The sequence below is a fragment of the Streptoalloteichus tenebrarius genome, from assembly GCF_024171885.1.
GTDB lineage: Bacteria > Actinomycetota > Actinomycetes > Mycobacteriales > Pseudonocardiaceae > Streptoalloteichus > Streptoalloteichus tenebrarius.
The window spans coordinates 286646-312527 of the sequence record NZ_JAMTCP010000001.1 but is presented as its reverse complement, the minus strand read 5'-3'; the positions used below and the strand labels follow the sequence as shown (position 1 = coordinate 312527).

Below are 25882 nucleotides of genomic sequence, written 5' to 3'. Positions count from 1 at the left end.
CGGGCGGACGGGAGCCGGATCAGGGGGCGTTCTGGTAGGCGTCGCCCGCCTTGGCCATCTCGTGGCCGATCTCGCCGACGTCGGCGACGTGCTCGAAGCGGCCGAAGCCGGTCCGCAGCTTGCCCATGCCCTCACCGAGCTTGGCCAACCGGCTGCCCTGCCGGGCGAAGGCGGCGGTCAACCGGGCGATGCGGCTGGCGATGTCCGCCGCCACCGACACGCACTTGGCCACCGCGAAGCCAATGAACCCGGCGATGGACGCGCCGAAGGTGAAGGCGGCCGCCGCGGCCGCGATCAGCGCCCCCTTGATCAACTGGGCGATCACCTCGGCGATGATGTCCCGCACGATGTCGCGGAGCACGACCACGAGCACCCCGGTCACCGCGGCGACCTTGGCGGTGCCCTCCACGGTCTCGGCCAGCGCCTCCAGCTCCTCGCCGTACTTGTTCATGGTGGCGCGGAAGGCGTCGGCGCTCTGCCCGGTCCAGCCGTCGAAGCCCTCCATGGCCCGCTTGTGGTCGTCGGCGACCGCGCGGACCTCCTTGGCCTGCTGCTTGAGCGCTTCGGTGTTCTGCTGGATCTCGTCGGGATCGCCCATCAGCGCATCGAGCGGCTCCCGCAGGAAGCTGACGTGCTCGATGAGCCAGCCCACGCCGGAGGCCAACAGCGTCCCGATCGGGTCCACGACGAGCTTCGCGGTCATCGCCGCCGCGCCGATGGCGCCGAACGTGATGTCCAGGACCTGGACGGTCTCGTTCTCCGACTCGGTCGTGATCGACTGGACCAGCCCCTGGTAGGCCTCGAAGATGCCCGACCCGCGCCACTGGTTCTCCTCAGTGACCTCAACGACCACGGACGCCCCCTCCACTCACTCGGCAGAACAGCACTGTCACGCTCGTGGCCGTGGGCGGACGCGCGCACCCGCCGGCTCCCCCGGCCAGCGCGGGGATCGACCGGGCGCGAGCGAGGAGATCCGGACGGACGGGGCGGTTCCGTGTGGTCCGGGGTGGACGGAAGGCCGGCGGAGGCCCCTCGGCGGGGCGGGCCCGCGTCGACGTCGCGGACATCTCTCCACTCCATGTGAGCCATCGCGGACCCGTTCGCGGTCCTGTCCTCCATCCACAGCGGACTCCCGCGGCCCCCACCCCTCAACGCCGGGGCGGCGACCACGTCGACCGTCACACCGGGACCGGTGTGGACCACACCCATGCCACGGCCACGCGGGGAGGGTAAGGAGGAGGAAGCGCGCGCGACGGCGTCGACCCCGTCGGCGTGCCCGTTCGTCCCGTGAACTCTGCACGATCGTCCTCAGCCCGACCGGTGTCCTGGTCGAGCCAGGTGAGGTGGCGCGAGGCGGGGCGGACAGGTCGCCGACCATGCGCCCGAGATACCGGTCGACGACCGACCGGCCGACCGGCCTTCCGGGGTGAGGTCGACCAGCGGGGCGCTCTGGTCGTCGGGGTCGTCCACCGTCGCACCACGCCGCGCTGCTCCAGCCCCGTGGATGGCGCGTGACGTGCGGCCGGCTACCTGCATCAGGGGGATCTCCCCCGCCCGCAGCGGCGCGCGACCAGGTTCAGGATGACGAGAGTCCTCGTCGCGAGGCGATCCATCGCCAGTCCGACCGCACCGACCGCACCGGCCGCGTGTTCGTCGAGCTGCCCTGAATCAGGGTGTTCGCTGAGCTGCGTGAGCCTGGGCAACAGCGGGGACCGGCCTGTTCGACCTCCTTGTTCGACCTCCTTCACGGTCCACGCTGGACACTCCTGGTGTTGGACGACCAGCGCGCCGGTCGTCCCGCTGTCGATCACCCGAGTGTTCGGTTTCGCTCGCACTCCATCACCACGAGCACCGAACCTGGTTCATCCCCGACCGCTGTCGTGGACACCCAGAGGCACGCGGACCGCTCCTACGCCGTGTCCTCACAGCGTGATGAGCAGCGTGGCCAGATCGATCACGCCCTGGTAGGAGATCGCGGTCTTGTCGAACCGGGTCGCGAAGGCACGGAACCGCGTGAGGCGGGTTGACGCAGCGTTCGACGACGGTGCGGCGGTGGTAGGCGTGCGGTCGAAGGCCGGTGGGCGCCCCCTGTCCGGCCGCGGCGCAGCCGGTGGGCCTGCTGGTCACGGCGTCCGGGAATCGTCGCCTGAGATGTGCCGTCGGCGCAGGTGGGAGCGGATCGGCTGGGGTAGCCGTTGTCCGCGATCATCCGGCTCGCCCGGGGGTGGCGGGTCGGCCCGGAGTGGTCAGGGTTCCGGTGCGTGACCACCGCCAGAACCGGTGGTCGACACCTTTTCCCCGGCCCGTGCCGTTCCGGCAGGTCACGCCATGCCACACCCGTCTTCGCCCTGAAAAGCAATCCCGTTGATCACCCGGAGGTCGTCCCCGTGGACGCCCCTTCACGCCGGAGGCGGGCAACAGCGGGGACCGGCCTGTTCGACCTCCTTGTTCGACCTCCTTCACGGTCCACGCTGGACACTCGTGGCGTTCGACGACCAGCGCGCCGGTCGTCCCGCTGTCGATCACCTGAGTGTTCGGTTTCGCTCGTTCACCGCCACTCGGCGGATATATGGCGATGCGGTGCTCCGTCGCCGACCTCCACCTGGTCGAGCACTACCTGACCACGCGGTTCCTCAGGAGGGTGGCGCCTCACAGTCCATATAGGACAGTAGTGACCCGCGGCAGCCGCCCGTCTCAGCTCCGGGGCTCCGTCGTCGCCGCGGGCTCGGCGGTGAACCCGGGGTCGTAGGTGTACAGCCAGCCCGTGGCCCTCTCGTAGAAGAACCGGAAGACCAGCCTCATCATCCCGTTCCTGACCCACTGCCCGACCGGTCCGGCCGTCTTGGCGTCGCGGTTGTCCGCCCCGACCTTGAGCATCTTCGTGATCCGCGGTCGGCGCTCGGCCTCGTAGTCCGCCAGGGCCCGGGCGACGGACGGGGCGTCGCGGAGGCAGCGGGCCAGGACGAGCGCGTCCTCGATCGCCATCGACGCGCCCTGGCCAGCGCCGACCGGGTGCGCGGCGTCGCCGATGAGCACCATCCGGTCATTTCGCCAGGTCGGCACGGGGTCGAGCGAGTGCATGACGGTGGTCCGGTGCAGCCGGGTGGTGGCGGCGATGATCCGCGAGGGCACCGGTTCCGCCCGGTACAGCTCGGCGACGCGTCGCTGCCACTCGGAGTCGGGGACACCGCGCCGGTCCGGCTCGCGCGGATCGGCCACCTGCGCGGCCCACCACACCCCGCCGTCGGGGACGGGGAGGTGCATGAAGGCCCCGTGGCGGCCCAGGGTCATGTTGAACACGCCCGGCTCGAACCCGTCCATTTCGGACACTCCGGAGACGGTGTAGAGGCCCGCGTAGCGGGGCCGGGGCGCGGCGCCGTCGAGCAGGCCCCTGGTGGCGGACCAGATCCCGTCCGCCCCGACCAGCAGGTCGGCCCGCGTCCGTCGGCCGCTGGAGAACTCGGCGACCACGCCGTCGCCGTCGGGTGTCGCGATGGTCAGCCGCTCGTCGGTGGTGAGGGTGATCCCGGCGCGGACGGCATGCTCGCGCAGCGCGGCGACGAGCTGGGCCCGCATGATCGTCACACTCCGCATCGGGTCGTCGGCGAGACGGCCGCGCGCGACGTCCCCGAGCAGGGCCCCTGACCCCGACCACACTCGCTGCCGGGGGACCTCGACTCCCCGCCGGCGCACCTCGTCCAGGCAGCCGAGCGCCGCCAACCCCCGCAGGCCGTTGACGGCCAGGCCGAGGAAGGAGCCCACGTCCCCGTCGGGATTGGTGTGCGCCTCGTGGACCGTGACCTCGGCGCCGACGCTCCGCAGTGCGATCGCCGCCACCGTTCCGGCGATGCCCGCTCCCACCACCACAACGCGCGGTGTCATGTCGCCCCCTGTTCTGAATCTTGATTCACTGATTCCGAGTTCACTGAATCTGAGTTCAGTGACTGTGCGGTCAGTATGATGACGCCGGCGGGGATCGTCAACAGGTGCCGGGAGACGCGCGGTGGGAATTCGCAGAGCACGGGCGGCCGAGACCCGTGGCGCGCTGATGGACGCGGCCCGACGGCTGTTCGCCGAGCGCGGCTACCTGAACACCAAGATCACCGACATCACCGCGGCGGCCGGCCGCTCGACCGGCTCGTTCTACGAGCACTTCGCGGACAAGGACGAACTCCTGCGCGAGATGGCGCGCGAGATGGAGGCGCAGGGGGACTCGGTGATCGACACCGAGAACTCGGCCGAGCACGACCTCAGCGACCGTCAACAGCTCCGCGACCACGTCGCCGGCGGGTGGACCGTCATGCGCGACCACCTCGGTGTGGTGGTCGCGCACCTCCAGTCCGCCATCGCCGCTCCGCCCGAGTCACGGCAGATGTGGCGCGCGCTGGTCAACCAGACGACGGAGTTCCGGGACCATCTGGAGTACCTGCGCGTGCGCGGGCACCCGCTCCCCGGCGATCCCACGGTCGTCGCCGCCGCGATCGGCGCGATGCTGTCGCTGTTCGGGTACGCCGCGCTGACCGCCGGCGAACCGGTGGCCAGCGACGACGAGATCGTGGACACCCTCACCGACCTGCTGTTGCACGGCCTCGCCGGCCCACCGATCGCGCATGGGTCCGAGTCGGGGAACAAGTCAGGGGACGAGCCCGAGGAGTGAGGCGGCGACGGCCGAGGCAGGCGGTCAGGAGGACCAGTGCCGGACGGCCCGCGTGGTCGGGGTGTGCTCCGGCCACGGCAGGTCCGCGTCGGTCTCCGGCTTGCCGGTGCGGGCGAAGGAGAGCCAGGACGCGCGCAGGCGACGCCCGAGGTCGGCGATCTCGGCCGGGTCCGCGCCGGTGAGCATCGGGGCGTCGGCCCAGTCGGCGTCGGTCCCGAACAGCAACGGCAGTTCGAGGCAGTGGCAGGCCCCGAACGGCGACCCCGCGGGGGCGTAGTCGAACTGGTAGGCCCAGACCCGCGCCCCGACCGCGCTCAACCGCGAGGCCAGGCGCAGCGTCGGCCGGGCGAACACGGCGGAGCCAACGGCCTCCCCCACGGCGTCGGCGGCCCTCGGGCCGTACGTCGGAATCTGGCGCAGGCGCTGGAAGGTCGGGTTGGTGGTGTAGAACGCGCCCATCTCGCGCCCGGTCCACCCCAGGATCACGTCGAGGTCCGGGGCGGTGCGCACGACGTGCTCCCACCAGCGCGCCCGGTCGGGGAGCACCCCAGCGCCGGCGACCGGCATGAACGGCGGGGCGGTGTTCATCCCGAGTGGACCGGACTGTCGGCGCAGGACCCGCTGCTGGGCGTCCAGGATCGCCGGGATCTCGGCCGTGCGGGGGTCCGAGGCGAGGCCCGCGAGGAAGCGCTCGGCGGACCGGCGCGCCCGGCGCGGGTCACCGAGGCCCAGGCCCATCGGCGGGCTCTGGAGGATCGCGCGCCGGAACAACGAACGGGCCTCGGGAATCCCCAGCAGACAGGCCACCGAGTGCGCGCCCGCCGACTGGCCGACCACGGTGACGGTCGAGGGGTCGCCGCCGAACGCGGCGATGTTGTCGCGCACCCACCGCAGGGCCGCGATCTGGTCGCGGAGTCCGAGGTTCCCCTCGGACAGGCCGGGTGAGCGCAGGTAGCCCAGCGCGCCGAGGCGGTAGTTGACCCCCACGACGACGACGTCGCCCTCCCTGGCCAGGCGGTGGCCGCCGTACCACCGCCACGAGCCGGCGCCGGACAGGAACGCGCCGCCGTGGAGCCAGACGAGCACGGGACGCGCGGCGTCGTCGACCCCCGGGGTGGTGATCGTCAGGCTCAGGCAGTCCTCCGCCTGGTCGTGCGGCTCTGGCGCGCCCATCACGTGTTCCAGCCGTGAGGGTCGCTGCGGGGCGATCGGCCCGTCCACCAGCGCTTCCCGGACGCCGGTCCACGCGGGCACGGGGCGGGGCGGCCGGAACCGCTCGACCTCGGCGTACCGGACGCCCCGGAAGACGACGAGCCCGTCCTCCACCCGTCCCCTGAGTTCGCCCTGGCTGGTGCGCGCCGTGGTCCGCATGCGGTTCGCCTCCGAGGAGTCCGAGAAGTGCGCGGCATCGCAAGTCGACTTGCGATACGTCCAGCAAACCGCGCCCTCCACCCCCTGCGCAAGTCGACTTGCGATACTTCCCCTGTGCCAGCACCCCGCCCGCTCCGCCGCGGAGAAGCCGTCCAGCGCGCGATCCTCGACGCGACCGCCCAGGTCATCGAGGCGGAGGGCGTGGCGGGCGCGCGCGTCGCCGACATCGCCGCGCGCGCCGGGGTCCACGAGACCTCGGTGTACCGGCGGTGGGGAACCAGGGCGAACCTGCTGCTGGAGGTGCTGACGAGCCAGCTCGACCGCGCGCTCCCCCTCCCCGACACCGGGACCACGCGCGACGACCTGATCACCTTCTTCACCGCGCTGGCCGGGTTCCTGGCCACGCCGGCGGGCAGCTCCCTGATCCACGCCGCGCTCTCGCCGTCGGAGGACGAGGCCCAGTTCGAGCAGGCCCGGCGCGAGTTCTGGAGCGCGCGACTGGGGCGGGCCGCGGTGCTGGTCCACCGGGGCGTCGAGCGGGGCGACCTGCCCGGGGGCACCGACGCCGAACTGGTCCTGGAGGCGATCGCCGGCCCGATCCAGCTCCGCGTGCTGCTCCGGAACGAACCCGTGGACCGCGGCCACGTCACGCGCATCGTCGACCTGGTGCTGGACGGCGCCCGGTCACCAGAGCAGTCTTCTGAGGCGAGTCTCGGCTGACGACCGCAACTGCCCCCGCGTCGACCCGAGCGGGGACCTCACAGCGCGAACAGAGCCCGCCATGGCGAACACCAGGACTGTCCTGAGTGGACGTACCTGGCCTCGGGAAGAAGGCTTCTGATGCTGGTTTCGCCGCGTCGGCCCGGGAACGCCGGGAACCGCGTTTCGACAGGATTGACTGGTGCCCGTTCCCGCCTGATCAGCAGGGGCAGCCGGCGTGGGGTGCGGCGGCGCCGAGCCGCTCTTCCAGGTGCGCCAACAGAAAGGACCCGGGCCCGCCCACTGCCCCTGCGCCGACGGGCCGTCTGTCCTGAATGGACAGAACGTCGTCGGCCATCTCTCCGACGGACGGTCACGAGGCCGACCTCACGACCACCACCACCAGGACAGCCCCCACCCGCCCTGGGGGGCGAGCCCCGCTCCAGCCTACCGCCGAACACCCCGGAGCGGAGGCCGGCACCGCTCCGCTGTGGATAACTGCGTCGCCTGTGGACAACCCCGTCACCCGGCACGGGGACAGGGTTGACACCACGCGGAAGACGGGAGCACACACACACTCGCCGCCGTAGGGCGGAGAACAAGATCACCAGGGAGAGACCCCCCACCCGCCCTGGGGGGCGAGCCCCGCTCCAGCCTATCCGCCCCGCACCCCGCGTCCAAGCTGATCATCCGAGGCTGTGGACAACTGAAGCGCCTGTGGATAACTCTGTCCCTCACACGAGCGAAAGCCTTGACAGACAACAACAAGACACCTCTCCCCAGAACGGGGAGATGCCCAGGACTCCGGCATCACTGGTGGCCTCCACTGCCACCACAGGGCCGTCGCCTGGTCACCGCGGCGACAGCCAACAGAAGGCACACGACCTCTGCTCCCCCACCCAAGAGAGCCGGAAGCCGGCCGTCGCCCGCGAACCCACCTCCGCGGCCGGAAAGTGCGGCCCAGTTTCGTCACCCTGACAAACGCGAGGCCGGCCGAGGGGACACAGTCCTCGGCCGGCCTCACGCGATGTCAGCGGGTCATGCCCCGCTCGATGGCCTCGATGATCCTCGGCCGCAGCTCGGCCGCGCTGACGATCGCGTCCACCGAGCCGACCTCGACCGCGCGCTGGATGCTGTGCACCCGGTCGAACTCCGCGGCGACCTCACCCAGCTTCTCCGCCCTGACGGCGGACTGGACCTCGGCGAGCCGCGCGTTCAGCGCCGCCCGCTCCGCACCGCTGGCCGCCGAGACCTGCGCCTGGAGCTTGGTCACCCTCGGGTCGGTCGCGGTGCGGTTGTTCACCTCGCCGGAGAACACCACCGCCGCGGCGGGGGCGCCGCCGAGCACCGAGGCGAACGAGCCCTCCAGCGCCAGCACGGTCATGTTCGGGTTGAGCGCCTTGGAGAACACCACGAACGCGCCGCCGTGGTAGCGGGAGATCACGCAGAACACGATCGGGCCGTCGAAGTTGACGATCGCCCTGCCGATCTCCGCGCCGTACTCCAACTGGAGCTTGCGCATCGACTCCGGCGAGCCGTCGAACCCGGACAGGTTCGCCAGCACCACCAGCGGCCGGTTGCCCGACGCCGCGTTGATCGCCCGCGCGATCTTCTTCGACGACAGCGGGAACAGCGTGCCCGCCGTGTAGGTGTCGGGCCCGTCGGTGGGCGGGAAGCCGCGCCGGGGCACCGACCGCGACTCGATGCCGACCAGGCAGACCGGCCAGCCGCCGATCCGCACGTCCTGCACCACCGAGGTGTCGGCGTCGGCCATGCCGGCCCAGCGCTCCAGCACCGGGTGGTCCTGGTCGGACAGCGCACGCATCACGGTGCGGATGTCGAACGGCTTCTTCCGGTCCGGGTTGTGCTCGGACGAGAAGATCTGGCCGACGGTGGTGAAGTCGCTGCCGACGATCGCGTGCGGGAACTCGGAGACGTCGCGGTCGGCCGGGTCGTTCGTGGGCGCCCGCCGCGGCCCCGACTCGCCGGGCACGACGTAGGTGTGGTCGTAGTGCGCCATCAACACGTCGCGGGCGGCCGGCAGGTCCGGCGCCCAGTACTGCGCCTGGCCGTTCGGGCCCATCACCCGGTCGTAGCCGCCGATGCCGAAGTTGTCCTCGGCCGACACACCGCCGGAGAAGTCCAGCGACTGCTTGCCGGTGAGCACCATCGCCGAGTCCGGCGTCATCACCAGGATGCCCCTGGTGTGCATGAGCATCGTCGCCTCGGCGTTCCAGTACGGCTGGGCGCCCACGTTGATGCCCGCGACAACGATGTTGATCTCACCGCCGGCCTGGGTGAACGTGACGATCCGCTTCAGGGCGGCCGCGACCCAGTCCATGTTCTCGGTGCCGGAGGACATCGAGATCCGCGCGCCCGCCGAGAGCGCGAACCACTCCAGCGGGACCCGCATCCGCTCGGCCAGGTCGAGCGCGGCGATCACGCGGGAGCACTCCGGCTCCGACAGCGCGCCGAGCGCCTTCGTCGGGTCGCCGAGCAGCACCACGCGCGTGACGCCCTCGGGGTGCCGCGCGGTCGGGGTCGTGACGACGCCCGCGACGATCGCGGCGGTGTTCCTGCCCTTCGGCCGGTCCACCGGCACCAGCGCGCCGTGCTCGTCGAGGTCGTGCTCGACGAAGCTGCCCTCCGGCCCGGCGAGCATGTCCGTCAGCTCGTACGGGTAGACGTTCCCGCGCCGGGCCGCGCGCAGCACCTTCTGGTGGTAGTCGTCCAGCGGCCGCACCGGCTCGGTCGACGGCTCGCCGACGTCCAGCCGCGCGCCGTGCCCCGGGGTCAGGGTGATCCGCACCGCGACCTCGGTCAGCTCGCCCTCGGCGGTGCGCTGCCGGGCCAGGAACTGGACCTCCTCCAGCCCGGCGCCCGTCGTGGTCGGCAGGATGCGCTGGACCAGCGTGTCCAGCTCGTCGGTGGTCAGCTCGGTCGACGGCCAGACGTACATCATGATCCGGTTCGTGTCGAACCGCTTGTTCTGCGGGCGCTGCGCCTGGATGTTGCGGATCGAGTCGAGGCACGCGGTGAACGTGTCCTCCAGCGCGGGCAGCGCGACCAGCCGGCCGTCGGCCTCGCGCAGCGCGGTCAGGTCGCGGACCTGGGCCATCGCCACGAGCCGCTCGTCGGCCGGGTTGCTCTTCGCGACGGCCTTGAACAGGTAGATCTCCTCGTCGGCCGAGGGCAGCCGGGTGAGGTCGAACTCGCGCAGCCGGTGGAGCTGGAGCCGCTCGGCGATCTGCGGGTGCAGGCCGCGGATCAGCCGGTCCTCCACCAGGGCCGCGCCGTCGGGCCGGAAGGTGAAGTGGTGGTGCATCACCGCGCCGCTGGTGCCGGCGACGGTGGCGGTGATCCGGCTCAGGCCCTCGGGCAGCGGGTGCTCGGCGAGCAGCTCGCCCAGCCGCACGGCCATGGCGTCGGCGTCCGGCTGGTCCTCCCAGGTCACGTAGAGGTCGGCGACCAGCTCCCGCCCGGCGGCCCCGTCAGCGCCCCCGGTGCCCCCGGTGTCCCCGGTGCCCTTGGTGCCAGCGGCGAACGAGCCGACCGCGCCGAGGGCGGCGGGCAGGGCGGCGATGTCCACGGCGGTGGTGACCACGCGCGTCACGCCGTCGGGGCCGGCGTGGTCGGCGGTGACGAACCGGCACCCGGCCGCGTCGACCGCGGTGACGCCGGACAGGCCCCGGTTGCCGTAGTACCGCCGGGTCAGCACCTCCAGCAGCGGGGCGTGGTCGCAGCCGGGCCGGCCGATCCGCTGGCCGACCAGCCGGACCAGCGGCTCGGCGCTGGCGACCATGGCCTGGATACGCTCGGCGCGGTCGGGCGCGTCCGGGTTGCGGTCGAGGTAACGCAGGTCCGCGCGGACGGCGGCGTAGACGCGGGCGCGGTTGCGGCGCAGCAGCGGCTGGGCGAACCAGCGGAACACCACGCCGCGAGCGAGGTCGGAGACCGCGGGGAAGCGCACCTGCGTGGCCTCGATCAGGTGCTCCAGGGTGCGGCCGACGCGCTCGCGCAGCGACTCCAGCGGCGGCGCGCCGGTCAGCCACTGCCGCAGCAGCTCCGACACCACCGCGACGTCCGACGACATCCGCTGCTGCGCCAGGAAGATCCGGAAGACCGCGGCCTCCAGCTCCGGCGTGCGGTCCAGGTCGGTGACGCCGTAGTGCCCGAGCACCCGCCGCAGCTTCGCCTGGAACGCCTCGGGGAGACCGGCGCGCTCGACGTCGAGGCTCCGCAGGTAGCTGTGGAAGTACTCGCGCGGGCTGTGCACCGGGCTGCCGGGCTCGACGTCGAGTTCGCCGCGCGGCTTGTTGCGGCTCAGCTCGGCGAGGTCGGCGAACACGGTGAGCAGGTCCAGCTCGCCCTCCACCGACTGCCCGCCCAGGTCGGCGCGCGCGGCCAGGTAGGCCGACAGCACCCGCTCCCGGTCGAACGGGTCGACGTCGAAGCCGAGGAGCATGCCGCGCAGGTCCCGCAGGCCGCGCTCGACGCGGACGGCGGCGGACGGCTCCGCCGGCTCGACGGGCAGGTCGATCTCGACGGTCCGGCCGGCGCCGGCGGTCGCCTCCTCGGCGGCCTCGTCGGCGAGGGGCTCCAGGCGCATCAGCGGCGCGCCGGTCTCGACCTGGCTGCCCACCGACACCGGGCACTCGCGGACGCGGGCGCGGAACGGCGCGCGCAGCACCGTCTCCATCTTCATGCTCTCCAGCACGAGGATCGGCGCGCCCGACTCGACCTCGTCGCCGACCGACACCGGCGTCGCCACGACCAGCGCGGGCGCGGGGGAACGGACGACGCCGCCCTCGTCCCGGCTGATCCGGTGCGTGACGCCCTCCACCTCGACCAGGTGGATCGGGCCGTGGGTGGCCGACACCAGCCGGAACCGGTGGCCGTTGACCGCGATCTGGCCGCTGTGCGCGTCGAACCGCTCGACCTCGACGTCCGCCATGTGCGCGTCCCCGCCGCCGGAGATGCCGACGCGGAAGCGCTTCTGGCCGACGCGGGCGACGCTCACGCGGTAGTCGACGCCGCGGAGCTTGAGGCCCAGCGGGCGGCCGCTCTCGTGCCGCACCTGCGGGCGCCCGCCGTGCGCGGTGGACAGCAGCCGGCTGCGGCTGACCTCCTCCTCGTCCTGGTACGCCTCGATGGCGGCGGCGGCCAGGGCGATCGCGGAGTGCCGGTGGGTGACCAGGCGGCCCTCGGCGCGCACGCGGTCGATCCAGCCGGTGTCCGCGCTGGCGTCGATCACCTCGGGCTGGTCGAGCAGGTCGAGCACGAAGCTCTTGTTGGTGGTGCCGCCCTCGATGACCACGGTGGTCTCGGCCATGGCGCGGCGCAGCCGGGCCAGCGCCTCGTCGCGGTCGCGTCCGTAGGCGATGATCTTCGCGATCATCGAGTCGAAGTCGGCGGGGATGGTGTCGCCCTCGCTGACGCCGGTGTCCACGCGGATGCCGGGGCCGGCCGGCAGGACCAGCCGCGCGATGCGGCCGGGCGAGGGGGCGAAGTCGCGGTCGGGGTCCTCGGCGTTGAGCCGCGCCTCGACGGCGTGGCCGCTCTCGGCCGGCTGCGGACCCTCCAGCCTGCCGCCGCGCGCCACGTGCAGTTGCAGCTTGACCAGGTCGGTGCCGGTCGTGATCTCGGTGATCGGGTGCTCGACCTGGAGGCGGGTGTTGACCTCCAGGAAGGCGAACAGCTTCTCGCCGGGGTGGTAGAGGAACTCGACGGTGCCGGCTCCCCGGTAGTCCACGGCCAGCGCGAGCCGCTCGGCCGCCGCCTTCAGCTCGGCGGCCTGCTCGGGGGACAGCACCGGGGAGGCGGACTCCTCGATGATCTTCTGGTTGCGCCGCTGCACCGAGCAGTCCCTGACGCCCAGCGCCCACGCCGTGCCCTGGCCGTCGGCGATGACCTGCACCTCGACGTGACGGGCCCCGGTGACCAGGCGCTCCAGGAAGACCACGCCGGAGCCGAAGGCCCGCTCGGCCTCCTGGCGGGTGCGCTCGAAGGCGTCGGCCAGGTCCTCGGCCGAGGTGATCTTCCGGATGCCGCGCCCGCCGCCGCCGGCCGCGGCCTTGAGCATCAGCGGGTAGCCGATCTCGTCGCCGGCGCGCAGCGCCTCCTCCAGGGTGGCGACCTCGCCCCGGCTCCACGGGGCGACCGGGACGCCGACCTCCTCGGCGATCAGCTTGGCGCCGATCTTGTCGCCGAGCCGGCGCATCGCCTCGGCGCTCGGCCCCACGAAGGTGACGCCGATCCTGTCGCACAGCTCGGCGAACGCCGGGTCCTCGGCGACGAAGCCCCAGCCGACCCACGCGGCGTCGGCCCCGGTCTCCACCAGCGCCCGCTCCAGCACGGCGTGGTCGAGGTAGGGGCGGGCCGAGGCCGGGCCCAGCGGGTAGGCGACGTCGGCCTCGCGGACGAAGGTCGCGTCGCGGTCGGCGTCGGTGTAGAGCGCGACCGTCTCGATCCGCGTCCCGGTTTCCGCCGAAAGATCCCGGACGGCGTGGATGAGCCGCATCGCGGCCTCTCCACGGTTGACGATGGCGACACGACTGAACACCGGCTGAGCCTCCCAGGTACCCGCATGACTGAAGGCGTCGCCCGAAGTCCGGAGCGTCGCCCACACCTGTACCCTGCTCGATCTCCGCCGGGCGCACCAATGTGCCAGTTCGCGCATGCCGGGGCCCCTGCGTTGTGGGGACCCGACAAAAAGCGAGTTCCGCACGCCACCTGGCCGTCATTTGACGCGAGATCTGCCACAAAGTGCGCCCGCGTGCCGTGCACGTGGAGTGTCCGGAGAAACACCGGATTGAGGAAAGGGTTCGGCAAGCGCGGCGAATGGGGACCGGGTCGTCGGCCCTTCCGGGTGGGCGGGACAGCCGGCCCCGCGTACTCCTTCCGCACGCGGCTGGACGGCGGTACTGGAACGCGTGTGAGCGGAGTTACGCTCCCCTGGCTCCACGGGACCACTCCCCTGCGGCAACCGGGGAGGTTGGTCGAGGTCCGGAACTGTCGCGTGATCGCGGATCGACGCGAGGCGACCGGTCTGGTCACCGCGCCGGCGGGTGCGACGTCCATCCGCTGTGGTGAACCGCAGGGGGGACGTTCTGCATGCGGTGTCGATCTGGAGCGGCGAACGACAGGACGGCTCGCGGCCACGCCCCCGCGCTGGGGCTCGCCGCGCCGCGCGCCCCTGCGCGGGCATCGCCCAGGTTGTCCCAAGTGGACTTCGACGGCCTCACCCAGCACCGCAGCCGTGGAGCCGAGAAACCGGCTGTGACGAAAACCGCCGCCCCCTGGCGACGATCTCCCGCCCGGTTCCGCCCTTTGACGTTCCGCCACACTGAAGAACAAGGCATGGGGGTAGCGCAGTGAGACGACTTTTGTCCGGTCTGTCCGCCCTGGCGGTGTCGGTGGCCGCGGCCGTGGCCGTCGCGCCGTCCGCGGGAGCGGTCAGCACGACCGGAGGCTACGACGGGATCTGCACCGGCAAGGACGCGCTGACCGGGGTCACCGTCGTCATCGACTTCCAGGAGCTGGACGGCAACGGGGGCGTCGCGGCGCCGACGATCACCCGGTGCTCGCCGAACCCCAACCCCGGCACGTCGCGCACGGGGATCAAGGCGTTGCAGGACGCGGGCATCGCGGTGACCGGCACCGCCCGCTGGGGTCTGGGCTTCGTGTGCCGGCTGGAGAACCGCCCGTCGCCCACGGAGACGATCCCGATCACCTCGAACCCCGACTACAGGGAGCCGTGCCTGAACACGCCGCCCGCCTCGGCGTACTGGTCGTACTGGCACGCCGACGGCTCCGGCACCACCTGGACCTACAGCGACTACGGCGCCATGGGCCGCAACGTCACGCCCGGCGGCTTCGAGGGGTGGTCGTTCTCGCTGAACAGGACGGCGGACACGAACCCGCCGCCTGGTGTCACGCCGAGGAACCCCGCGGTCGGCCCGAACCGGCCCACGGTGAGCCTGTCGGTCGACGATCTCGACCAGAAGATCAGGCTCGGTGAGAGCACCTCGCTGAGCTGGACGTCGACCAACGTCACGTCGATCACCGCGCACTCGGTCTCCCCCGCCACCGGCGGCGGGAGCTGGTCGGGCGCGTTGGCCGTGCCGAAGGGCACGCGCACGATCACGCCGACGGCCAGGGGCACCTACACGTACACGATCAAGGCCACCGGGACCGGAGGCACGGTCTACTCGACGGCGACGCTGACGGTCGTCTGAGCCGAGCTGGTGGGAACCGGGCGGCGCACGCTGCGAGCGCGTCGCCCGGCAACCCGCCGATCCGGGCTCTCGCGGGCCATGTGGGAAGGGCGCGGAGCGGCACGAAAAAGAGGTGCGAAGGGGGCGGATACGACGAATAGGGTCGGCTCGGACGCAAGTCGACCCACAGGAGTAGCGCACCCATGACGACAGAGCCCGCCACCACCCCGACCGTCACGCGGGATTCCGAGCTGACCTTCCGACGGATCAGCGCCCTCAACGTCTGCGAGGTGTGCGAGCTGAGCGAGACCCTGTCCGAGCAGCAGCGCGGGATGGTGGCCGACAACGGGACCTCCATCGCCGAGGGGTTCTGTTCGACGAACGCCTGGTTCCGCGCGATCTACGCGGACGAGACCCCGGTCGGGTTCGTCATGCTCCACTTCGGCTCGGACTGGGATGACGGCATCGAGTGCCACGGCGCCTACCTGTGGCGACTGATGATCGGCGGGCCGTTCCAGGGCATGGGCTTCGGGCGGCGCGCGGTCGAGTTCGTCGTGCGCGAGGTGCGCGCGCGGGGGTACCGGGAGCTGTTCACCAGTTACGGCGAGGGCGAGGGCAGCCCGGAGCCGTTCTACTCGTCGTTGGGCTTCGTCCGCACCGGTGACCACTACGGCGACGAGCCCGAGGCCGTCCTGGTCTTCGAGAAGGCGGGACCCGAGCGCGCCGCCGAGGTCTCTCCACACAGGACATAACTCTCCACAGAGGACATGCTGGAACGCTCTTCGCCGTGGGAGCTGCTGCCTGTGAGTGCCGAAGCGGTGCGACTCGTGACGGAACGCCCCGGGCTGGAGCTGCGGTCGCTGCGGCCGGAGGACGGCGCGGCCTACGCCCGCCTCATGTGGGACAACGCGGCGCATCTCACCCGCCACGGCGACTACGTGGACATGGTGGCGGCGTCGGCCGAGGACCACGCCGCCACCTTCTCCGCCGGTGATCCCCTTCTGAACTTCGGCGTCTACGAGGACGACCGCCTCGTCGGCCGGGTGGAACTGGTCGTCGGCGAACCCCCGAAGTACGGACTGGGCTACCTGCTCGCCGAACACGCCTGCGGGCGCGGCCTCGCCACGACCGCCCTGCGCGCCCTGGTGCGGCACGCGCGGTCGCGCCTGTCCGCCACCGACCTCTTCGCGGGGGTGACCCGGGGCAACCACCCGAGTGTGGCCGTGCTCCGCCGGCTCGGCTTCACCCGTGTCGCGTCGTTCGACACCTACGACCGCTACCACCTCGACCTCATCACTCCCGGTGAAGTCGGTTCCGGTCCCGGTTCGCCTCCGACTCCTTCGGGTCCCTGACCGCCTGCGCGCACCGCGCCGACACGTGCTCGCCCGACTACGCTGACGCCACAGCACGAACGCGAGCCCCAGATCCGACGGTGACCGGGACGGCCACGTCGGCCGCCCGCCTTCGCGGAAGGAGCGAGGTCATCGTGCTCACCGACCACCTGACCAGGCCGCCGGTCCTCACTGCCCAGATGGTGATCCGCAGGCCGGCCGACGAGGTGTTCAGGGCGTTCGTGGATCCGGAGATCACCACGAGGTTCTGGTTCACCAGGAGCAGCGGGCGGTTGGAGCCCGGCGCGAGGGTCACCTGGGAATGGGAGATGTACGGCGTCTCCACGGTGGTCACCGTCGTGGAGGTCGAGGAGGATCGGCGGATCCTCGTCGAGTGGAACCCGGAGGCGCCCACCCGGGTCGAGTGGCGGTTCGTCCCCGGGCCGGACGGCCACACCCTGGTGAAGATCACCGAGAGCGGGTACGGCGGGTCCGCCGACGAGGCCGTGTCGAGGGCGATCGACTCCATGGGCGGGTTCACCATGGTCCTCGCGGCGGCCAAGGCGCTCCTGGAACACGGAATCGTGCTGACCGTCGTCGCGGACGCCTTCCCGGAGGGGTACTCCGAGTGACGCGTCGCCGGCGTGCCGCGTCGTCCGGCGTCGTCCGGCGTCCGCCACCGTCACCGTCACCGCCTCGACCTCGTCACTCCCGACGAAGTCGGTTCCCGCTCGCGTTCACCCCGCGCCGACACCCGGTGGACGACCTAGGCTGGGCGCCCATGGAGATCGGTTGCGCTGCCCTCCTGTTCGACGCGGACGGCACCCTGGTCGACTCGCGGGCGGCCGTGGAGCGCTGCTGGGGCGCGTGGGCGGAGCTGTACGGGCTCGACGTGGCGGCCGTGCTCGCGGTCTGCCAGGGGCGTCGCTCGGAGGAGACGATCGCGCGGTTCCTGCCGGCCGACGAGGTCGAGCCGGCCGTGGCCCGGCTCGACGCGCTGGAGCTGGCGGACCTGGCCGACGTGGAGCCCTGTCCCGGCGTCCCCGAGCTGCTCGCCGCGCTGGACGGGCCGGGACGGCCGTCGTGGGCCGTGGTGACCTCGGGCATCCTGCCGCTGGTCACCGGGCGGATGCGGGCCGCCGGTCTGGCCCTGCCCGAGGTGGTGGTGACCGCGGAGTCGGTGACGGCGGGCAAACCGGACCCGCAGGGGTACCGGCTCGCGGCCCGGCGGCTGGGCGTGCCGATCGAGCGGTGCGTGGTGGTCGAGGACGCCCCGGTCGGCGTGCGGGCCGGGCGGGAGGCCGGCGCGCGGGTCGTGGCGGTGACGACGACGCACACCGCCGAGGAGCTGTCCGAGGCCGACGTGGTCGTCGAGTCGTTGGGCCAGCTCGTGGTCGGCGACGGGACGCTCACCGTCGTCTCGCCGGGCAGGGAGGTCGGGGTCTAGGACCTGTCCGCAAAGCTGGTGTGGCTGATCCGTGTGATCTTGCGGCGCGACACGCGGACACGAGGTGACCGACGAGCAGTGGCAGGCGATTGAGCCGCTGCCGCCCGCCTCCGGCGGGAAGGGACGTCAACCGGTGAGGCGTCGCGTGATCAACGGGATGCTGGTCAAGGTGAAGACGTGCGCGGCGAAGCGTGACCTGCCGGAACGGTACGGGCCGTGGAAGAGGCGCCGGCAACCGGTTCTGGCGGTGGTCACGCACCGAAACCCTGGCTACGCAGACGACAGAGGTGCGGTGATCGCCCAGACGACCAACGGATCCCGACCCGGAGATCTAGGCCGACTCCAGCACCGTGCACGCCCACCAGCACACCGCCGGTGCGAACCAGGCAATCATGCCGTCGGCTGTTCCCGCAGTGGCCCCACCACGAAGATCCACCTGGCCTACCGTGGGCATGGCCGGCCACTACCGGCGGTGTCGACCGGCGGCAACGTCCACGACCGCGCGCTGTTCGAGCAGGTGACGGCCGCCGTCGTGTTCCGGCGCCCCGGTCCGAGCCGACCCGCCACCAGGGGCGAGCCCGGTGATCGCGGACAAGGACTACCCCAGCCGCGCCACCCCCGAACACCTGGCCCGACGCGCCATCAGATCGACCATCCAGCAGAAGGATGACCAGGCCGAGAACGCCATGGGGACCTGTCCTCAAAGCTGGTGTGGTTGATCTGTTTGGCCCAATCGGGAGGACCCGGTCGACTCCAGCACCGTGCGGGTCCCCAGCACACCGCCAGCGCCCGCAGCACCCCGCGTCCCAGGACAGGGGGCGGACACAGTGCACCAAGTGATCACGGCATCGGCCGTCCCCGGGCTTGTGACCCCGCCACCTACCCACGTCGCACCGTCATCGAACGCCGCGTCAACCGGCTCACGTGGTTCCGCGCAATCGCCATCCGCAACGACAAGACCGCCATCTCCGACCGAGGGATGACCGATCCGGCCGCCCTGCTCATCTGCCTGTCAGGACAGGTCTCAGTGATGGGTGGGGCTGGTGGTAGGCCCATTCGTCAAGCAGGGCGCGGTGGAACCGCTCTCCTCCGCCGTTCGTTTCCGAGTGCCGAGGGCGAGTGAAGCGTCGTGGGATGCCGAGGCGAGTTGCAGGTGCCGCGCCAGGTGTTGTGGGCGTAGCACCAGGCGCTGCCGGTGAGCACCCGCTCGATGACGATGCCTTGGGTGCTGAACCACGTCGTCCAGCGCGGTGTGCAGGAACACCGAGCCACGGCGCTGGGCGTGCTGCTGGTTGGTCCGGCCGGCAGCACCCCCGAGAACCTTCTGGCCGCCGCCGGCGGGGATGCCGCCTCGTCTTGTCACCTCGACATGGACTAGCTCGCCCGGCCGGTTGCGTTCGTCTCGGCGGATCGGTTCCGCGGTGGCACGCCCCTCACACGCGGCCAGCGGCAGCACGCCCCATGCGGCCAGCGGCGGCAGGCCATCGCGGCGTAGGACCTGGTGCAGGGTCGAGGCGGCAACCGGGACCCAGGCGGCGACACGCAGCGGAGACGATCTTAGGTTCCCGCCGTGGTCGCACGATCCGCTCCTCGACCGCCGTCGGTGTCCAGCCGCGGGCTGTGGCGCGGACGGCACGAGCGATCAACCATCGCCGCCGCACCCCACGACCGACAGCGGCAGGCCCAGCGGACCACGGTCGTGTGCGAGACCTGGAACCGTTCCGCCGCCCGCCGCAGCGGCCACCCCTCGCCCACGACACACCACGCCCCACCCAGCCGGCCCGTCAGGGTCAACGGGGCATTGCGGTGGACCACCGAGGACCTCCCGGGTTGCGGTGCGGCGTGTGGTGATCCACATCGAACCCGCAGGCCCTCACCTTGATCACCATCATCAACCGCGTGGCAGCCCGCACCAACGTTCCCGAACAGCACACCTGGGGCGGCCGGGGTGGGCAGGACACACCCGCCGACCCTCCACTGTGGACGTACGGCTGAGGGTCGTGGCGATGGACAGCGACAACGCCGGCAGGCGACGACGACGGGCGACGACGACGGCGGCGGCGACGGCGGCGGCGGCGGCGAGCGGGGCGCCAGGGGTCAGCGGAGCTTCCTGACCACGGCCTCGGCCACGGCCCTGGCGCTCGCCGGGTTCTGCCCGGTGATGAGCCGGTCGTCCTCGACGACGTGGCTGGCGAAGGGCTGGTCCGTCGCCCGGTACCGGGCGCCGCGCTCCCTGAGCCCGTCCTCCAGGCTGTAGGGGACGGCTTTGTCTCGCCGGGCCAGCTCCTCCTCGCGCCAGGAGAACCCGGTGACGTTCCTGTCCCTGATGAGGTGCTCGCCGCTGGACAGCCGGGCGTTCAACAACCCGCACGGGCCGTGGCAGACCGCGGAGACCACCTTCCCCGACTCGTGGAAGTCGCGGACCAGGTCGGCCAGGCGTTGGCTGTCGGGGAAGTCGAACATCACGCCGTGGCCGCCGGTGAGGTAGATGGCGTCGTGGTCGGCGGCCTCGACCTCGGCGACCGACCTGGTCTCGTCCAGCAGCCTCATGAAGTCCCGGTCGGCGTAGCGCCGGTCGGTGCCCCACTCGGCCAGGACGTCGTGCGCCAGGCTCTCCGGGTCGATCGGCACGTGGCCGCCCTCGATGCTGGCGATCGTGACGCCGAACCCGGCCTGCTCGGCGACGGCGTAGAAGTGGGTCAGCTCGCCGAGCCACAGCCCGGTGCGGAAGCCAACCTTCTCGTACTCCCCCGCGCTGGTGACGATGACCAGAATGCGTCCGGTGCCCGCCACGACCCGCACCTCCGTCCCGTCGGCGTTCTCCTACGTTCTCCGTGCGTTCTCCTGCATTCTCCCCGCGTCCCGGGACCCAGTGCGGCGACACCGGGCCCCCGACCCAGGGAACGCCGCTGGGCCGGATCGCGCCACCGGGCGCCCCGACCAGGTCCCTGTCCCTCCGCGAGGCGCTCTCCCCGGCGGGGTGGGGCGGCGTCGTCTTCAGGCCGACGCCGGCCGCCCCCTTCCCCTCTCGTCCGCGTGCTGTTTCACCCGTCCGAGTTGTCCCACCCGTACTCGTCGAAGTGGCGGCCGGTCCTGGCGTTGGTGATCGCGCGTCCCACGAAGTCCAGCGCGTCCTCCGGGAGGTCGTCGGGATCGACCCACACGAGGTCCGCGCACTTGTGCGGCTCCCGGATCTCCGGTTCGCCCTCCCAGGTGCCGACGCTGAAGAAGAAGTCCACCCTCGGCTCCAGGGAGCGGCGGAACATCACCCCGGCCGGCGTCAGGGCGTGGCGGTCCACGACGACGCCGAGTTCCTCCTCGGCCTCCCGCGCGGCGCAGGCGCTGGGCGTCTCCCCGAGGTCGACGTGCCCGGCCGGCAGGGCGAGCAGCCCGTCGGCGTAGCCCGTGCCGGCGCGCCGCATGAGCAGCACGCGGCCCGCGCGGTCGGTGAGGATCACGTGGGCCGCCACCGGATAGCGGTCGTGCTCGGTGTCGAACACGTACTCGGTCATCCGCTCATCTCCTGTGCCAGGTCCGCCCGGTGGGGTCACAGCGCCTTCGGCTGCACCTGGCGGGAGCCGTCCACGTAGACCGTAATTCCCTTGCAGCCGGCCTCCCACGCCGACAGGTAGGTCCGGTGGACCTCGTCCGGTCCGGCGGTCCCCGGCAGGTTCACCGTCTTGGACACCGCCTCGTCCACGCAGGCCTGCACGGTCGCGGCCATCGCCAGGTGCCCGGAGGGGGCGATCTGGGTGGCGGTGGCCAGCAGGGCGCGGAGCGCCTCGGGCAGGTCGGCGTCCTCCGGCAGCCGGCCGTGGGTCGCGACGTGGTCGAGCACGTCGGTCCGGCCGGCGCGCTCCAGCGCGGACCGCGCCGCCGGGTGCACGCGTCCCGGCAGGTGCGGCTCGGACAGGCGGAACAGGGGCTCGATCCCGGTGGAGGCGCCCACCACCAGGGCGCTGCGGCCGGTCGGCGGCACCGCGATGGTGGAGGAGTTGCGCAGCATCCCGGTCTCGGCGATGTCCTCCGCCAGCGTCGTCCACTCCTCCTCGGAGACCGTGCTCACCGGCAGGGCCGCGAACCGCCCGAGGAAGGCGGTGTCGGCGTACCTCGACCGTCCACATCGGACTGCCGGACACGGTCCACGATGGACGGCCAACTCCCACGAGGCGCGTTTGGACGCGTGGTTGACGAACGCCAGCACCTCCATGGCCAGCGCCCTGCCCTCGTCGCTGTCGTAGGGCCGGCCGGCGGCGAGCAGCAGGTCCGCCAGCCCGCACACGCCGACCCCGATCTTGCGTTTGGCGGCCATCACCCTGGCCGACAGCGGGTCGGGGTAGTGGCTCAGGCTGGCCTCGATCGCGTCGTCCAGCGCCCTGACGAGGATCGTGACCGTGTCCGCGAGGGCGTCGAGGTCGACGGCGACCGCCCCGGAGCCGGTGTGGAACCGGCCGAGGTTGACGTACCCGAACTGGCAGGTCTCCCCGGCCACCAGCCCGACCTCGGCGCAGGGCGCGGTGGAGACGTACGCGCCGACCTCGGGCGTCGGGTTGGCCTCGTTCATCCGGTCGGCGAACACCAGGCCGGGGTCGGCGCAGACGTGCGCGGCCCGCGCCGCCGCGACGAGCAGCGCGTGCTCCCGCCCGTCCCCGTCGCGCGCGGCACGCATCTGGGCGTCGGTGCAGGCCAGGGAGATGTTGAACTTCCACTCCTCCCCGCGCGCGTCGGCGCCCACCTTGCAGTGGATGAACTCGGCCACCCTGGGGTGGGACAGGGACAGGATCGCCATGTTCCCGACGGGCCGGTCCTCGGCGCCGGACCGCGCTCCGCGCACGGCGACGTCGTTGAGGTACCGCAGGACCGCGACCGGGTCGTCGAGGTCGTCGAGGTTGAACCCGGTGCCCATGCCGGCCCGGTGGTAGTCGTCGACGGTCGTCCTGACCGCCGCGAGGTCGCCCCGGAGGTCCACCGGGGGCACGGCGCACGCGGCGAGCGGCCGGTCCGTGTGCCGCCCGGCGTTGGTCATGATCGGGGTGGAGAAGACGATCCGCCCCGCGTCCATGGCGGCCCCGAGCCGCTCGGCGAAGTCGTCCGCGCCCTCGTGATCGGCACGGCCGGCGCGATCGGCACGGCCGGCGCGATCGGCGCGGCCGGCGCGATCGGCGCGGTCGAAACGCCGGTCGGCGTCCGCGAGCGTGGCGACCACGCGGTTCACCATGTCCCTGGCGGTCTCCTCGGGCGCGGTCATCCGGCCCGCGCGCAGGTAGGCGTCGGTGGCGGTGCTGTGCGGGAAGGTCGAGGCGTACATCTGGGCGCACCCTTCCTCAATGAGGGATGGCGGGAAGTCCTGCCACAACACCGCGCCGTTCCCCCTGGTCAGGACTGCGGAGGCGACACCATCGGTGTGGTGCCCGGAGACGGCTCCGACGGGCAGGTACCCCAACAAGGAGGCCGACGGCCGCCAGCGAATACGCCGTTCGTCGCATCCGGAACCGCGACGTGAGGCCGTCGCGAACGAACCGGTCGATTGCGGGCGGAGAACTCGGATCGTCAGGAGGCGACCCGTGCGCGCCAGATACGTCCGAGTGTCGTTACCGGTCGGTGGTCTCCGCCCCGAACGCCTGGAGGAAGGTGTCGACGGCGGCCCGCGCCACGGCGCGCAGCTCCGCGTCCGGCACCTCCCGCGTGCCGAGCCGGGACCGCGTCTCGGCGGGCCCGGTGAGCAGGGCGACGAACTGTTCGGCCGCGACGAGCGGGTCCCGCGCGCGCAGGGCCCCGGCGACGGTCAGGCGGGCCATGCGGTCGGCGAGGGCCTCGGTGACCCGGTCGACGGCGTGCCCGTGGACGATGTCGAGCAGGTCGGGGAACTGGTTGATCTCGCCGGACAGCAGCCGGCGCAGGGCCCACGAGCGTTCGTCGCAGTAGCACCGGAGCAGCCGGAGGCCGACGTCCTCCATCCGCGCGCGGAGGTCGCCGTCCTCAGTGGACAGTCGGCCGACGACGGCCATGTTCTCGGCCATGGCCTGGTCGGCCGAGGCGGCGACCGCCTCGCGGAGCAGGTTCTCCTTGTCCCGGAAGTGGTTGTAGACGGTGGCCTTGGCGACGCCGGCCTCGGCCGCGATCACGTCCACCCCGGCCTGCGCGTACCCCTCGCGGGCGAAGACGGTGAACGCGGCGTCGAGGATCGCCTGTCGCTTGTCGATCCGGCCGCGCGCCCCCGGGGACCGCCGGTCTCCGGACGTCCTGGTTCCACCCACGGCGGAATCATACCCAACAGCTCGACAAACTAGACCCACGCGTCTAGTTTGATGATCACACCAGTTCACCTGACGAGGCCGGCGCCCGCGACGACCGGTCTGGTCCTCCAACCCATGACGGGAAGCCTCATGACACACGCGACGAGAACGATCGTGATCTCCGGTGGGACCGACGGGATGGGCAGGGCCCTCGCGCTCACCGCGCTGCGCCGAGGGGACACCGTGGTCGTCGTGGGACGCGACGAGCGGAAGGGGCAGGTGTTCCTCGACGCCGCGGCGTCCTCCGGGGCGGAGGGCAGGGCGTTCTTCCTCGGGGCGGACCTGAGCCTGGTCAGCGAGAACCGGCGGGTCGTCCGGCGGATCACGGAAGGGTTTCCCGTGGTGGACGCGCTGGTGCTGTGCGCGCGCCACTTCCGCTCCACGCGGCTGGTCACCGCCGAGGGACTGGAGAACACCTTCGCGTTGGAGTACCTGAGCCGCTTCCTGCTCAGCCACGGGCTGGTTCCGTCACTGCGCCGCGCGGACGCGCCGGTCGTCGTGAACGTCGCCGGCCCCGGCGTGCCCAAGCCCGAGATCCACTGGGATGACCCGGGGCTCGGCGGGAACTACCACGGCGTGACGGCGCAGCTCCAGGCCGGCAGGGCCAACGACCTGCTCGGTGTGGCCTTCGCCGGGGAGCACGCGTCGTCCGGCATCCGCTACGTGCTGCTCAACCCCGGCGGCGTGGCCACCAGCTTCTCCGGGGAGTACGACGCGGAGACCGCGGCGCACGTGGAGTCGCTGAAGCGGTTCGGCAAGCCGGTGGAGGAGGGCATCCGGCCGATCGTCGCGCGCGTCGACGACCCGCCCGCCGAACCGCTGAGCGCGTTCGTGGAGGACCGGCGGATCACCTTGGCGGACCACGGTTTCGACCCGGAGCCCGCCGCCAGGCTCCTCGCGCTGACCCGAACCCTGCTCGACGGCCGCTGAGGAACCCCGGGTCGCGCCGCGAGGGCTCACGGCGGCGGGATCATCGACATCAGACAGTCCCTTCAGGTCATACCCTTCAGAGCAGTCCCTTCAGGACAGTCGGTTGAGGACAGTCGGTTGAGGACAGTCGCGTGAGGGCAGGGCCTTCCGGGCGGTCCGCTTCGGGGAGTCGACGTCAGCGCGTGTCGGCGTTCGGGGCGAGCAGGTCCCGCAGCATCGCCTCGAACTCGTCGACCGTGGGTGGCTCGTCGGTCAGCAGCGCCTGGAGCAGCAGGCCGTCGAAGGCGCCCACGAAGACCTGGACCCGCACGGGGTCGTCGACGTAGCACCGCGCGAACGCGGCCAGCGCGTCCCGCCAGCGCCGGGTGGGCTCGCGCAACGCCGGGGAGCGGGCGGCGAGCAGGTACAGCTCGTACTCGGCGAGGAGTCGGCTCGGGTGCGGGGTGACGATCTCGCCCATCAGCTCGGCCAGGGCGCGCAGGCCGGCCTCGGTGCCGTCCGCGTTGGCCGCGATGACGCGCAGCCGGTCGGCGTCCTCGTCCATGCAGGTGCTGAGGGCCGCGGTGAGGAGGTCGTCGATGCCCTGGAAGTAGTAGGCGGCGGCGGTGGCGGGCAGGCCGGCCTCGCGGGCGACGGTGCGGTGGCTCACGCCGGAGACGCCCTGGCGGGCGACGACGCGGACCGTGGCGTCGATGAGTTCCTGTCGCCGGCGCTCCCCCTTCAGTCGACGACCGTCCGTCGTCACGTCGTGGGCCATGGGTCTCCCGTCTGTGTTCTCCGTGTTCTTCGTGTTTTCCGTGTTCTTCCGTCGTGCCCCAGAACGTTCCGCCCGCTGTCCCGCATCCGGTTCCGGGCACCGGAAGACGGTACCCGGTGGTCGCGCCCCGCCCGTTGCCACGAGGAGGGGCGCGACCACCGGGACCGCGTCGGCGTGC

Annotated in this window: 18 protein-coding genes and 1 pseudogene; 9 read left to right on the top strand and 10 right to left on the bottom strand. The window is 72.1% G+C overall.

Features of this window, described 5'->3' with window-relative positions:
• Nucleotides 1–19: 19 nt before the first annotated feature.
• Both LX15_RS01205 and LX15_RS01200 read right to left on the bottom strand, forming a co-directional pair.
• Nucleotides 20–853: a WXG100 family type VII secretion target gene (locus LX15_RS01205; protein ID WP_253667548.1), complete on the bottom strand. Its 834-nt coding sequence runs from the start codon at nucleotides 851–853 to the stop codon at nucleotides 20–22.
• A 1841-nt stretch (nucleotides 854–2694) separates the two neighbouring features.
• Nucleotides 2695–3882 (bottom strand): FAD-dependent oxidoreductase, encoded by a 1188-nt coding sequence (locus tag LX15_RS01200; RefSeq protein WP_253667547.1) that lies wholly within the window; start codon nucleotides 3880–3882, stop codon nucleotides 2695–2697.
• A 121-nt stretch (nucleotides 3883–4003) separates the two neighbouring features.
• Here LX15_RS01200 and LX15_RS01195 point away from each other — a divergent pair, with 121 nt between their 5' ends.
• Entirely contained in the window at nucleotides 4004–4657 is a 654-nt protein-coding gene (locus LX15_RS01195; RefSeq protein WP_253667546.1) for a TetR/AcrR family transcriptional regulator, read from the top strand.
• A gap of 24 nt (nucleotides 4658–4681) precedes the next feature.
• Here the strand turns inward: LX15_RS01195 and LX15_RS01190 are convergent, their stop codons facing one another.
• Nucleotides 4682–6028: a carboxylesterase/lipase family protein gene (locus LX15_RS01190; protein WP_253667545.1), complete on the bottom strand. Its 1347-nt coding sequence runs from the start codon at nucleotides 6026–6028 to the stop codon at nucleotides 4682–4684.
• 114 nt (nucleotides 6029–6142) lie between these two features.
• On the opposite strand from LX15_RS01190, the gene LX15_RS01185 reads away from it, so the two are divergent.
• Nucleotides 6143–6748 (top strand): TetR/AcrR family transcriptional regulator, encoded by a 606-nt coding sequence (locus LX15_RS01185; protein ID WP_253667544.1) that lies wholly within the window; start codon nucleotides 6143–6145, stop codon nucleotides 6746–6748.
• A 1009-nt stretch (nucleotides 6749–7757) separates the two neighbouring features.
• Here the strand turns inward: LX15_RS01185 and LX15_RS01180 are convergent.
• Nucleotides 7758–13289, bottom strand: a complete 5532-nt coding sequence (locus LX15_RS01180) for an ATP-binding protein (RefSeq protein WP_253667543.1) — start codon at nucleotides 13287–13289, stop codon at nucleotides 7758–7760.
• Nucleotides 13290–14100: 811 nt separating this feature from the next.
• On the opposite strand from LX15_RS01180, the gene LX15_RS01175 reads away from it, so the two are divergent.
• The 6 genes from LX15_RS01175 to LX15_RS33415 all read left to right on the top strand — a co-directional run bounded on the left by LX15_RS01175 (nucleotide 14101) and on the right by LX15_RS33415 (nucleotide 18391).
• A complete protein-coding gene (locus tag LX15_RS01175; RefSeq protein WP_253667542.1) occupies nucleotides 14101–14964 on the top strand; it encodes an ABC transporter substrate-binding protein in 864 nt (287 codons plus the stop codon).
• Nucleotides 14965–15146: 182 nt separating this feature from the next.
• The gene (locus LX15_RS01170) at nucleotides 15147–15695 is read left to right on the top strand and encodes a GNAT family N-acetyltransferase (RefSeq protein WP_253667541.1); all 549 of its coding nucleotides are present in this window, start codon (nucleotides 15147–15149) and stop codon (nucleotides 15693–15695) included.
• 75 nt (nucleotides 15696–15770) lie between these two features.
• Nucleotides 15771–16295, top strand: coding sequence for a GNAT family N-acetyltransferase (locus LX15_RS01165; protein WP_253667540.1), 525 nt, complete (start codon nucleotides 15771–15773; stop codon nucleotides 16293–16295).
• Nucleotides 16296–16429: 134 nt separating this feature from the next.
• Nucleotides 16430–16906, top strand: a complete 477-nt coding sequence (locus LX15_RS01160; RefSeq protein WP_253667539.1) for an SRPBCC family protein — start codon at nucleotides 16430–16432, stop codon at nucleotides 16904–16906.
• A 149-nt stretch (nucleotides 16907–17055) separates the two neighbouring features.
• Nucleotides 17056–17721 carry an HAD-IA family hydrolase gene (locus tag LX15_RS01155; protein ID WP_253667538.1) on the top strand — a complete coding sequence of 222 codons (666 nt, stop codon included), beginning with the start codon at nucleotides 17056–17058 and terminating at the stop codon, nucleotides 17719–17721.
• A gap of 64 nt (nucleotides 17722–17785) precedes the next feature.
• Nucleotides 17786–18391 carry a transposase gene (locus tag LX15_RS33415; RefSeq protein ID WP_372502085.1) on the top strand — a complete coding sequence of 202 codons (606 nt, stop codon included), beginning with the start codon at nucleotides 17786–17788 and terminating at the stop codon, nucleotides 18389–18391.
• Between the two features lie 358 nt (nucleotides 18392–18749).
• Here the strand turns inward: LX15_RS33415 and LX15_RS01150 are convergent.
• The 5 genes and pseudogenes from LX15_RS01150 to LX15_RS01130 form a co-directional block, all read right to left on the bottom strand.
• A pseudogene (locus LX15_RS01150) lies at nucleotides 18750–19536 on the bottom strand (leucine zipper domain-containing protein); the annotation flags it as partial.
• A gap of 282 nt (nucleotides 19537–19818) precedes the next feature.
• The gene (locus LX15_RS01145) at nucleotides 19819–20514 is read right to left on the bottom strand and encodes a type 1 glutamine amidotransferase domain-containing protein (RefSeq protein WP_253667537.1); all 696 of its coding nucleotides are present in this window, start codon (nucleotides 20512–20514) and stop codon (nucleotides 19819–19821) included.
• 251 nt (nucleotides 20515–20765) lie between these two features.
• Nucleotides 20766–21233, bottom strand: coding sequence for an NUDIX domain-containing protein (locus LX15_RS01140; RefSeq protein WP_253667536.1), 468 nt, complete (start codon nucleotides 21231–21233; stop codon nucleotides 20766–20768).
• Nucleotides 21234–21268: 35 nt separating this feature from the next.
• The gene (locus tag LX15_RS01135) at nucleotides 21269–23029 is read right to left on the bottom strand and encodes a ribonucleotide reductase barrel domain-containing protein (protein ID WP_253667535.1); all 1761 of its coding nucleotides are present in this window, start codon (nucleotides 23027–23029) and stop codon (nucleotides 21269–21271) included.
• A gap of 283 nt (nucleotides 23030–23312) precedes the next feature.
• Nucleotides 23313–23978: a TetR/AcrR family transcriptional regulator gene (locus LX15_RS01130; protein ID WP_253667534.1), complete on the bottom strand. Its 666-nt coding sequence runs from the start codon at nucleotides 23976–23978 to the stop codon at nucleotides 23313–23315.
• 153 nt (nucleotides 23979–24131) lie between these two features.
• Between LX15_RS01130 and LX15_RS01125 the strand changes: the two genes are divergently transcribed.
• Nucleotides 24132–24947 (top strand): SDR family NAD(P)-dependent oxidoreductase, encoded by an 816-nt coding sequence (locus tag LX15_RS01125; protein ID WP_253667533.1) that lies wholly within the window; start codon nucleotides 24132–24134, stop codon nucleotides 24945–24947.
• A gap of 175 nt (nucleotides 24948–25122) precedes the next feature.
• Here the strand turns inward: LX15_RS01125 and LX15_RS01120 are convergent, their stop codons facing one another.
• A complete protein-coding gene (locus LX15_RS01120; RefSeq protein WP_253667532.1) occupies nucleotides 25123–25704 on the bottom strand; it encodes a TetR/AcrR family transcriptional regulator in 582 nt (193 codons plus the stop codon).
• Between the last annotated feature and the right edge of the window lie 178 nt (nucleotides 25705–25882).

Excerpts from the sequence above, each read along its gene's own strand:
- LX15_RS01200 (WP_253667547.1), bottom strand. The coding sequence starts at position 3,882 with ATGACACCGCGCGTTGTGGTGGTGGGAGCGGGCATCGCCGGAACGGTG.
- LX15_RS01190 (WP_253667545.1), bottom strand. The coding sequence starts at position 6,028 with ATGCGGACCACGGCGCGCACCAGCCAGGGCGAACTCAGGGGACGGGTG.
- LX15_RS01170 (WP_253667541.1), top strand. The coding sequence starts at position 15,147 with ATGACGACAGAGCCCGCCACCACCCCGACCGTCACGCGGGATTCCGAG.
- LX15_RS01155 (WP_253667538.1), top strand. The coding sequence starts at position 17,056 with ATGGAGATCGGTTGCGCTGCCCTCCTGTTCGACGCGGACGGCACCCTG.
- LX15_RS01140 (WP_253667536.1), bottom strand. The coding sequence starts at position 21,233 with ATGACCGAGTACGTGTTCGACACCGAGCACGACCGCTATCCGGTGGCG.
- LX15_RS01135 (WP_253667535.1), bottom strand. The coding sequence starts at position 23,029 with ATGTACGCCTCGACCTTCCCGCACAGCACCGCCACCGACGCCTACCTG.
- LX15_RS01120 (WP_253667532.1), bottom strand. The coding sequence starts at position 25,704 with ATGGCCCACGACGTGACGACGGACGGTCGTCGACTGAAGGGGGAGCGC.